Below are 8,891 nucleotides of genomic sequence, written 5' to 3'. Positions count from 1 at the left end.
CCTTATACCAGTCGAAGATTTACAGCGGCGGCGCGTCGGAGCGGGGGCGCCACTCCGAGATGTTCACCGGCTGCTGACGCGTCTTGAGATTGCCACCACCCGCTAGGGCATGCACCTGCATGCCGCCGCGAATCTCCTCGGCCAGCGCGGTGACCTCGTCCGGCTCGATGAACCGGTAGCGCGTCAGCAACTCGGCGCGGTTGATGCCGAGATTCGCCGCAGCGACCCGCAGGTTATCGGCGGTGATCAGGGTTCCCTTGTCCAACTGGTCGTAGTACGTGGAACGCGGCAGTTCCATCGCCGTCCAGATCTCTTCCCTACTCAGGGAACGACCCGCCAGATAAGAGAGCACGGTGGCAAGTTCCTTGCCGCTGTCATCGGGATACACGCGAAACAAGATATCCAAGTTCCCGGCTTTCCGGAATCCCATTCGCGTCAAAAACCGATTATTTCGCGTTTTTTGGATCACCTGCGTCCACACCAGCGGACTCCACTTCCGACAAATCGGACACGCCGCGAATGGTCTGGCCGGTGATTCGCTCTCAGCCTGGATTCGAATGAGACGTGGCTCACATCGTTTCTGCGGCGACTTCTGTACGCAGCTTGCGACGGCGGAATTCCGACGCCGGCGGCCTGCCCTGGTTGTGTGCTGACGTTGCCGGAGTGACAGGATGGTCCCGGTAGTCAGGGGTGCGACTTCTTCTTCACCATGCTGTGGTAAGCCAGAAGTCGATCCGCGCCCACCGACCGATCAATCGAGGAGTCGACTTCAGATGGCCTTCTCAGTGCAGATGCCGGCACTCGGTGAGAGCGTGACCGAAGGAACCGTCACCCGGTGGCTGAAGCAAGAAGGCGACACCGTCGAGATCGATGAGCCGCTCCTGGAAGTGTCCACCGACAAGGTTGACACCGAGATCCCCTCGCCGGCAGCGGGTGTGCTGACCAAGATCGTGGCCCACGAGGACGACACCGTCGAGGTGGGCGGCGAGCTTGCGGTGATCGGCGACGCCCCGCAGGGCAGCCAGGGCGGCGAGCAGCCTTCCGCGCAGACGGCACCCGAACCCCAGCCGGGGCGGTCTGCACCGGAACCCGAGCCGCAACCCGAGGCCGCCGCACCGGCGCCGGCCGCCAACGACCAAGGCGCAACCGGAGATTCTCAGCCGGTGCTGATGCCTGAACTCGGCGAATCGGTCACCGAAGGCACGGTGACCCGCTGGTTGAAAAAGGTGGGCGACGTCGTCGAGGTCGACGAGCCGCTGGTCGAGGTTTCCACCGACAAGGTCGACACGGAGATCCCGTCACCGGTGGCGGGCACGTTGATCAGCATCACCGCCGACGAGGACGTCACCGTCTCGGTCGGTGGCGAATTGGCTCGAATCGGCACCGGTGCGACCACCGCGGCTCCGGCTCCCGCGGCTCCCGCACCGCCGGCTCCGCCGGCTCCCACGGCTCCCGCACCGCCGGCCCCGCCGGCTCCCACGGCTCCGCCCGCTCCCCCCGCACCGCAACCGGCCGCGCCGCCGACCGGTGAGGGCACCCCGTACGTCACTCCCCTGGTACGAAAACTGGCCGCCGAGAACAACATCGACCTCGGCACGCTCAACGGAACCGGTGTCGGCGGCCGCATCCGCAAGCAGGATGTGCTGGCCGCCGCCCAACAGAGGCAGCAAGCCGCACAGCCGCCGGCCCCGGCACCCGCACCGCCCGCGCACGCTCCGGCCGCCGCCAAGCCGAGCGCCCCGGCACCCGCACCCGCATTGGCGCATCTGCGCGGAACCACTCAGAAGGCCAGCCGGATCCGTCAGATCACCGCGAACAAGACGCGGGAGTCTCTGCAAGCGACCGCACAGCTCACCCAGGTCCACGAGGTGGACATGACGCGCATCGTCGCGCTGCGCCACCAGGCGAAAGCGGCGTTCGCCGAACGCGAGGGCGTGAACCTGACCTTCCTGCCGTTCATCGCGCGCGCCGTGATCGACGCACTCAAGGTGCACCCCAACGTCAACGCAAGCTACAACGAGGGCACCAACGAGATCACCTACTACGACGCCGAGCACCTCGGCTTCGCGGTCGACACCGAGCAGGGCCTGCTCTCTCCCGTCATTCACAACGCCGGCGACCTGTCGCTGGCCGGCCTCGCCCGCGCGATCGCCGACATCGCGGCGCGCGCCCGGTCGGCTGACCTGCGACCCGACGAACTCTCCGGCGGCACCTTTACCATCACCAACATCGGCAGCCAGGGCGCACTCACCGACACGCCCATCCTGGTGCCGCCGCAGGCGGCGATGCTGGGCACCGGAGCGATCGTGAAACGACCCCGGGTCGTCGTCGACGAGACCGGCAACGAGTCGATCGGCGTGCGCTCGGTGTGCCAGCTGCCGCTGACCTACGACCACCGGTTGATCGACGGCGCCGACGCAGGACGATTCGTGACCACCATCAAGCATCGGCTCGAAGAAGGCGCATTCGAGGCCGACCTGGGTCTCTAGAAGGGGGCTCGACTCGTGGCAGCAACCGTCGCGATCGCAGGCTCGTCGGGCCTGATCGGTTCGGCGCTCGCAACTGCGCTGCGCTGCGCGGACCATCAGGTTCTGCGGATCGTGCGCCGGGCGCCGGCGAACTCCGGTGAACTGAGTTGGGATCCCGACAGCGGTGAACTCGACACCGAGGCACTGCGCGGCGTCGACGCCGTTGTCAATCTGTGCGGCATCAACGTCGGCCAACGGCGCTGGTCGGGGGCGTTCAAGCAGAACCTGCGGGACAGTCGCATCACCCCGACTGAAGTGCTGTCCACCGCGGTCGCCGACGCCGGCGTCACAGTGCTCGTCAACGCCAGCGCAGTCGGCTACTACGGCGACACCAAGGACCACACGGTCGATGAAACCGCCTCGGCCGGAAGCGGTTTCCTGGCTCAACTATGTGTCGATTGGGAAGCGGTCACCGCGCCCGCACGGGACGCCGGCGTGCGAGTGATGCTGGCGCGCACCGGCGTCGTACTGGCCGCGGCCGGCGGCGCTCTGCGTCAACTGCGACCGCTGTTCTCGGTGGGTCTGGGCGCCCGCCTGGGGAGCGGACGACAGTACCTGTCGTGGATCAGCCTGGAGGACACCGTCCGGGCACTGCAGTTCGCCATCTCCGACGAGCGCCTGTCCGGGCCGGTGAACCTCACCGGCCCGGCGCCGGTCACCAATGCCGAATTCACCGCGGCACTGGGCCGGGCGGTGAACCGCCCCACCCCGCTGATGGTGCCGGGGTTTGCGATACGTGCCGCGCTCGGTGAGTTCGCCGACGAGACGCTGCTGAGCGGGCAACGCGCCATCCCGGGCGCGTTGGAACGAGCCGGCTTCCAGTTCCACCACAACACCGTTGGTGAGGCCCTGCGCTACGCCACCGCCACGCGCGACGTCGCTTAGTGGCGATCGCAAGCGCGGCATAGCCGGGCGCAGCGGGTCGCCACCATCCAGCTAGCCGCTGCCAGGTTGTCACCAGGTTCAGGTTGTACGGTCGGCGATGTGGGATCGATCCGATCGAGCAGTGCTGCCGTCGACGTCCGTCAGATGGGCACTGTCGACTACCGGGTCGCGTGGCAACTTCAGCAGGAGTTGGCCAACTCCCGGGCAGTCGGCGCCCTCGACTCGTTGCTGTTGCTCGAACATCCCTCGGTCTACACCGCCGGGCGGCGCACCGCCGCCGATGAGCGCCCGACCGATGACACGCCCGTCGTCGACACCGACCGCGGCGGCAAGATTACCTGGCACGGGCCGGGCCAACTGGTCGGCTACCCGATCATCGGGCTGGCCGAGCCGCTCGACGTGGTCGACTACGTCAGGCGCATCGAAGAAGCCCTGATCAAGGTCTGCACCGACATCGGCCTGCCGGTCGGGCGTGTCGACGGACGCTCCGGGGTGTGGGTATCGGCCGGCGGCGGCCGACCGGACCGCAAGATCGCCGCGATCGGCGTGCGGGTGTCACGGGCGACGACGCTGCACGGCTTCGCGCTCAACTGCGACTGCGATCTCGACGCGTTCGAAGCGATTGTGCCGTGCGGGATCCGCGACGCCACCGTGACGTCGATCTCGGCCGAATTGGGCCGCCGGGTCGGCGTCGAGGATGTCCGGGCGGCGGTCGCCGACGCGGTGTGCGACGCCCTGGACGGCCGGCTGCCAGTCGCTGTGCATCCTTGCCCGACTCCTGCGCCTGCCATTGCGCGTGCCTCATCGCCGGAGGGCTGAACACCGCCGCCCGCGTAGCATCGTCTTCGTGACCGTTGCCCCGGAAGGTCGAAAACTTCTGCGCCTGGAAGTGCGCAATGCCCAGACCCCGATCGAGCGCAAGCCGCCGTGGATCAAGACCCGGCTGCGGATGGGGCCTGAGTACACCGAGCTGAAGAAGCTGGTCCGCCGCGAAGGTTTGCACACCGTGTGCGAGGAAGCCGGCTGCCCCAACATCTACGAGTGCTGGGAAGACCGCGAGGCCACCTTCCTGATCGGCGGTGAGGTGTGCAGCCGCCGGTGCGACTTCTGCCAGATCGACACCGGCAAGCCCGCGCCGCTGGACCGCGACGAACCGCGCCGGGTCGCGGAATCCGTGCAGGCGATGAATCTGCGCTACTCAACGGTCACCGGGGTGGCCCGCGACGACCTGCCCGACGGCGGCGCCTGGCTGTACGCCGAGACCGTGCGCGCCATCAAGCACCTCAACCCGTCCACCGGGGTGGAGCTGTTGATCCCCGACTTCAATGGCAACGCCGATCAACTGCGCGAGGTCTTCGAAGCTCGGCCAGAAGTGTTGGCGCACAACGTCGAAACCGTGCCACGCATCTTCAAGCGCATCCGGCCCGCGTTCTCCTACCAGCGCAGCCTCGACGTGCTGACCGCGGCGCGCGACTTCGGCCTGGTCACCAAGAGCAACCTGATCCTCGGCATGGGCGAGACGCCCGACGAGGTGCGCGCGGCGCTGGACGATCTACACGCAGCCGGCTGCGACATCGTCACGATCACCCAGTACCTGCGCCCGACGACGCGGCATCACCCGGTCGACCGCTGGGTCCACCCCGACGAGTTTGTCACCTACCAGCGGTACGCCGAGGGCCTCGGGTTCGCCGGGGTGCTGGCCGGCCCGCTGGTGCGCTCGTCGTATCGGGCCGGTCGGCTCTACCAGCAGGCCAACCGGCTCCGGCGCCAGACGCCCACCGCGCAGCCGGGCTGACACGGGTTGTAAGTATTCTTGGCGACTATGGCCACATCCCGCGGCGCCAAGCCGAGCAAGGCCGCCCGAGCCGAGGCGAAAGCCGCGCGCAAGGCCGCCAGCAAAGAACGCCGCAGCCAACTCTGGCAGGCGTTCAACGTTCAGCGCAAAGAAGACAAGCGGCTACTGCCGTACATGATCGGCGCGTTCTTGCTGATCGTCGCCATCGCGGTGGCGGTCGGGGTGTTCTCCGGCGGCTTCGCGATGATCTCGCTGCCCGCGCTCGGCGTCGTACTGGGCGCGTTGGTGGCGTTCATCATCTTCGGCAGGCGCGCGCAGAAGTCGGTCTACGGCAAGGCCGAAGGCCAGGCCGGGGCCGCCGCCTGGGTGCTGGACAACCTGCGCGGCAAGTGGCGCGTGACCCCCGGAGTGGCCGCCACCGGGCACTTCGACGCCGTACACCGGGTGCTCGGCCGGCCCGGGGTGATCCTGGTCGGTGAGGGGTCGGCGGGCCGCGTCAAACCGCTGCTCGCCCAGGAGAAGAAGCGCACCGCTCGACTGATCGGCGACGTCCCGATCTACGACGTCATCGTCGGCAACGACGAGGGTGAGGTTCCGCTCGCCAAGCTGGAGCGCCACCTGACCAAGCTGCCGTCCAACATCACCGTCAAGCAGATGGACGCACTGGAGTCGCGGCTGGCCGCGCTGGGCTCGCGGGCCGGCACCGCCGCGATGCCCAAAGGCCCCATGCCCGGTAACGCCAAGATGCGCGGGGTCCAGCGGACCGTCCGTCGCCGATAGTCACCTCAACTCCGCACGACGGCGGTGCCGGTCACCCGGTCCTGAATGCCGCGCCCGTCGACGTCGACGAACAACGCGGGGATGACGAACGCGATCAGCACCCCTCGGACCAGGGCACGGCCCACCCCGACGTGCAGTCGCTCGTCGACCGAGGCGACTCGCAGGCCTAGCGCGAACTGTCCTGGGGTGAACTGAAATAACCGCACCGCGAGCACGCCGAGCACCAGCCAGGTGGCCAGCACGACGGCGGCCCCGGCTTGGCCGTCGAGAAACTGCCCGCTCGTCATCACACCGAAGGTGACCGTGAGACGGGCCAAGCCGTACGCGATGAACCAATCGACGAGCAACGCCAGCCACCGGCGGCCCAAGCCGGCCAGCGAGCCGGACCCGCTCTCGGGCAGACCTAGCAGTCGGCCCGGATAACCCCGAGACTGCTCCGAATCGCCGGATTGCGGGGGCCGGTTGCTGGCGGTCATGACCTCACAATAGGTTGAGGACCATAGGGGCAGGTCTGGTCCGACGCCGAGGCGCAACATGCTGCGGCTTAACGTGGATGTAACACAAGGTTTGACTCCGGCAACATTGCGTCCCTAGCGTCTGACCGGGTTTTCAATTACGGCCACGTAACGGAAAGCTCATCAGCGACCACAGTGGTTCGAAGCTCGCAGCAAAGGAGAGCGCTTCGGTGTCCGAAAAATCGGCCGACGACATCATCAAACTGGCCAAGGACGAGCACGTCGAATTCGTCGACGTCCGGTTCTGTGACCTGCCAGGCATCATGCAGCACTTCACAATTCCGATCTCGTTCTTCGACGAGAGCGTGTTCGAGGACGGCTTAGCCTTCGACGGCTCCTCGATTCGCGGATTCCAGTCGATTCACGAATCCGACATGCTGCTCCTCCCTGATACCGGCACGGCGCAGATCGACCTGTTCACCCAGGCCAAGACGCTGAATTTGAACTTCTTCGTGCACGACCCGTTCACCCTCGAGCCGTACTCGCGCGACCCACGCAACGTCGCTCGCAAGGCGGAGAACTACCTGAAGAGCACCGGCATCGCCGACACCGCGTACTTCGGTGCCGAGGCCGAGTTCTACATCTTCGACTCGGTCAGCTTCGACTCGAGCATCAACGGCACGTTCTACGAAGTGGACGCCGTCTCCGGGTGGTGGAACACCGGCGAGCCGCGCGAGATCGACGGCAGCCCCAACCGCGGGTACAAGGTGCGCCCCAAGGGTGGTTACTTCCCGGTCGCGCCCGTCGACCATTACGTCGACCTGCGCGCCAAGATGCTGCAGAACCTGATCAAGGCCGGCTTCAGCCTGGAGAAGGGCCACCACGAGGTGGGCACCGGTGGTCAGGCCGAGATCAACTACAAGTTCAACACGCTGCTGCACGCCGCCGACGACATGCAGCTGTACAAATACATCGTCAAGAACACCGCGTGGCAGGACGGCAAGACCGTCACGTTCATGCCCAAGCCGCTGTTCGGTGACAACGGCTCGGGGATGCACACCCACCAGTCGCTGTGGAAAGACGGCAACCCGTTGATGTACGACGAGACCGGTTACGCCGGGCTGTCCGACACTGCCCGCCACTACATCGGCGGCCTGTTGCACCACGCGCCGTCGCTGCTGGCGTTCACCAATCCGACGGTGAACTCCTACAAGCGTCTGGTCCCCGGCTTCGAGGCGCCGATCAACCTGGTCTACAGCCAGCGCAACCGGTCGGCGTGCGTGCGTATCCCGATCACCGGCAGCAACCCCAAGGCCAAGCGCCTCGAGTTCCGTTGCCCCGACTCCTCAGGTAACCCGTATCTGGCGTTCGCGGCCATGCTGATGGCCGGCCTGGACGGCATCAAGAACAAGATCGAGCCGCAGACCCCGGTCGACAAGGACCTCTATGAGCTGCCGCCGGAGGAAGCCGCGAACATCCCGCAGGCCCCGACCCAGCTGTCGGCAGTGATCGATCGCTTGGAAGAGGACCACGAATACCTCACCGAGGGCGGCGTTTTCACGTCCGACCTGATCGAGTCGTGGATCAGCTACAAGCGCGAGAACGAGATCCTGCCGGTCCAGATCCGGCCGCATCCCTACGAGTTCGCGCTCTACTACGACGTGTAAGTCGACGTCCTACGAAAGGTGCGGGCGCTCACTCGAGCGTCCGCGCCTTTTTCGCCGCCGGGCATCGGCGGGCAACCTGAAGAAGGTCACCCTCGAACTCGGCGGCAAGTCGCCGGTGCTGATTTTCGCCGACGCGGACCTGAACAAGGCCATCCTGATGGCCTCGCTGGGCATCTTCGTGCACTCTGGCTAGGGCTGCGTCTGCGGATCGCGGATCTTCGCCCAGCGCGGCGTGTACGACCGGGTGGTGGAGGGCATCTCGATGATGCCGAACACCTTCAAGCTTGGCGCGCCCAGCGAGGAGGGTTGCGTCAGCGGTCCATTGATCAGCAAGAAGCAACTGACCCGGGTGATGGGCTTCATCGACGAGGGCAGGACCGAGGGCGTCGAGGTGGTCACCGGCGGCCACCGCCTGGACCGCAAGGGTTACTTCGTGCACCCGACCGTGCTGACCAACGTCGATCCGGGCATGCGACTCTACCAGCAGGAGATCTTCGGCCCGGTGGTCAGCATTTTACCCTTCGACGATGAGGACGAGGCCATCGCCATGGCCAACGACACCACCTACGGGCTAGCTGCCACGGCTTACACCGAGAACCTGCGCCGCGCCCACCGGCTCGTCAAGCGCATGCAGGCGGGCAGCGTACAGGTCAACTGCCAGTTGGTCTTTGACCGCGACGTGCCGTTCGGCGGCCACAAGCAGTCCGGCTGGGGACATGAGTTCGGCAAAGAGGGCATCGACATGTACATGAAGACCACGTCGGTCTGGATGCAGCTCTAG

The 8,891-nt window shown here is 66.5% G+C and carries 8 protein-coding genes and 1 pseudogene; 7 read left to right on the top strand and 2 right to left on the bottom strand.

Annotated features, from left to right (window positions below; genetic code table 11):
* Positions 1-19: 19 nt before the first annotated feature.
* Positions 20-388: a hypothetical protein gene (locus ABDV69_RS19030; RefSeq protein WP_343577175.1), complete on the bottom strand. Its 369-nt coding sequence runs from the start codon at positions 386-388 to the stop codon at positions 20-22.
* A 385-nt stretch (positions 389-773) separates the two neighbouring features.
* On the opposite strand from ABDV69_RS19030, the gene sucB reads away from it, so the two are divergent.
* From sucB to ABDV69_RS19005, 5 genes are all read left to right on the top strand, one after another.
* Positions 774-2,489: a 2-oxoglutarate dehydrogenase, E2 component, dihydrolipoamide succinyltransferase gene (gene sucB, locus ABDV69_RS19025; RefSeq protein ID WP_343577173.1), complete on the top strand. Its 1,716-nt coding sequence runs from the start codon at positions 774-776 to the stop codon at positions 2,487-2,489.
* Between the two features lie 15 nt (positions 2,490-2,504).
* Positions 2,505-3,413 carry a TIGR01777 family oxidoreductase gene (locus tag ABDV69_RS19020; RefSeq protein WP_343577171.1) on the top strand — a complete coding sequence of 303 codons (909 nt, stop codon included), beginning with the start codon at positions 2,505-2,507 and terminating at the stop codon, positions 3,411-3,413.
* A gap of 99 nt (positions 3,414-3,512) precedes the next feature.
* Complete coding sequence (gene lipB / locus ABDV69_RS19015) at positions 3,513-4,232, top strand: lipoyl(octanoyl) transferase LipB (RefSeq protein ID WP_343577169.1); 720 nt, start codon at positions 3,513-3,515, stop codon at positions 4,230-4,232.
* Positions 4,233-4,260: 28 nt separating this feature from the next.
* Entirely contained in the window at positions 4,261-5,208 is a 948-nt protein-coding gene (gene lipA, locus ABDV69_RS19010) for a lipoyl synthase (protein WP_343577168.1), read from the top strand.
* 27 nt (positions 5,209-5,235) lie between these two features.
* Entirely contained in the window at positions 5,236-5,988 is a 753-nt protein-coding gene (locus ABDV69_RS19005; protein ID WP_343577166.1) for a DUF4191 domain-containing protein, read from the top strand.
* Positions 5,989-5,993: 5 nt separating this feature from the next.
* Here ABDV69_RS19005 and ABDV69_RS19000 read toward each other — a convergent pair whose 3' ends face one another.
* Positions 5,994-6,464, bottom strand: coding sequence for an RDD family protein (locus ABDV69_RS19000; protein WP_343577164.1), 471 nt, complete (start codon positions 6,462-6,464; stop codon positions 5,994-5,996).
* 209 nt (positions 6,465-6,673) lie between these two features.
* Between ABDV69_RS19000 and glnA the strand changes: the two genes are divergently transcribed.
* Both glnA and ABDV69_RS18990 read left to right on the top strand, forming a co-directional pair.
* Positions 6,674-8,110 (top strand): type I glutamate--ammonia ligase, encoded by a 1,437-nt coding sequence (gene glnA / locus ABDV69_RS18995; RefSeq protein WP_343577163.1) that lies wholly within the window; start codon positions 6,674-6,676, stop codon positions 8,108-8,110.
* 58 nt (positions 8,111-8,168) lie between these two features.
* Positions 8,169-8,891: pseudogene (locus ABDV69_RS18990) on the top strand (aldehyde dehydrogenase family protein); the annotation flags it as partial.

It is taken from the genome of Mycobacterium sp., from assembly GCF_039583785.1.
GTDB lineage: Bacteria > Actinomycetota > Actinomycetes > Mycobacteriales > Mycobacteriaceae > Mycobacterium.
Note: the sequence above shows the minus strand (reverse complement) of the source record. Positions and strands in the feature narration are given on the sequence as shown.